The sequence below is a fragment of the Aureibaculum flavum genome (assembly GCF_016406085.1).
GTDB lineage: Bacteria > Bacteroidota > Bacteroidia > Flavobacteriales > Flavobacteriaceae > Aureibaculum > Aureibaculum flavum.
On record NZ_JAEHFJ010000029.1, the window covers coordinates 1 to 1719 of the forward strand.

Annotated in this window: 1 protein-coding gene; it reads left to right on the forward strand. The window is 29.5% G+C overall.

Features of this window, described 5'->3' with window-relative positions; genetic code table 11:
- On the forward strand, positions 1-1719 hold a 1719-nt coding region (locus JBL43_RS20120), incomplete at both ends, for a leucine-rich repeat domain-containing protein (RefSeq protein WP_498371151.1).

Sequence of the window (1719 nt, forward strand, 5' to 3'; positions counted from 1 at the left end):
ATTACTGTTGACGATGTTACCTACAGCACAAACAATTGGACAAACATTGACCCACAAACCAGTTTTAGTGAAGATTGTATTCCGCCTCAATTAACCTATGTTCCTGACGATAATTTTGAACAAGCCTTAGTTGATTTAGGATATGATTCTGGGGCTTTAGATGATTATGTGCCAACTGCAAATATTAATACGGTAACATCACTATTTGTTTTTTCAAAAAATATTAGTGACATGACTGGTATTGAAGATTTTGTAGCGTTAAGTATTTTGCACTGTTTTGATAATATATTTACTACTATAAATCTCTCTCAAAACCTAAGTATTACTAATTTATATCTTCCAAAAACACTTATAAATCTAGATGTTTCTTCAAATACGGAATTGGCTATATTAAATATTAGTAATAATAAGGTAACGTCTTTAGATCTTTCAAATAATTTGAAGTTAACTCATTTATATGCTGTAAGTTCAAAGTTTACAAATTTAGATCTATCATCAAATACCTCATTAGAATTTTTGAATTTAAGTGGTAGTGAGAGTTTAAGTGAGTTGAATGTTAAAAATGGTAACAACACAAACGTAATTACTTTTAATTTAACTAATACTTTAAACCTAACGTGTATAGAAGTTGACGACGCTACCTATAGCACAACCAACTGGACCAATATTGATGCACAAAACAGTTTTAGTGAAGATTGCAGTGCAATACCATTAACCTACGTACCTGACGATAATTTTGAACAAGCCTTAATTGATTTAGGTTATGATTCTGGGGCTTTAGATGATTATGTGCCAACTGCAAATATTAATACCATTACAGCCCTAGATGTTTCTTCTAAAAACATTGCAGACCTCACCGGTATTCAAGATTTTGTTGCTCTTGAAGAATTACTATGTTTAAATAACCAACTAAGTAATTTAGACATTAGCAACAATTTAGCCTTAAAAAAATTATCATGCTATAGTAACAACTTAACCAATTTAAATATTAAAAATAATACAGCACTTACATTTTTACATTGTGCATTTAATAACCTAACAACTTTAGATGTTTCTAATAATGCTTTATTAGAAGCATTTAATTGTGCCTCAAACGAACTAACAATATTGAATGTATTTAACAATACGGCCCTGACATCATTAGATTGTGGGTTAAATGATTTAGTTAGTTTAGATGTTTCTAATAATAATTTGTTAGAAGCTTTATTATGTTATGGCAACAACCTAACAAGTTTGGATGTTTCTAATAATATATTAATTACAGCACTAGATTGTTCACAGAACGACCTAACAACGATTAATGTATCAAACAATACGCAATTACAATCATTATTTGCTTATAGAAATTTATTAACTAGTTTAGATGTATCGAATAATGTTTTACTAGAAAGCTTATATTGTAATGACAATCAACTTACAAGTCTTAATGTAAAAAATGGTAATAATACTATTATTGAATCATACTTTGATGCAACTAACAATGATAATCTAACTTGTATTACCGTTGACGATGTTACCTATAGCACAAGCAATTGGACTATTGACCCACAAACCAGTTTTAGTGAAGATTGTAATGCAATACCATTAACCTATGTGCCTGACGATAATTTTGAACAAGCCTTAATAGATTTAGGGTATGATTCTGGCCCTTTAGATGATTATGTGCCAACTGCAAATATTAATACCATAACAGACCTAGATATTCGTAATAAAAACATT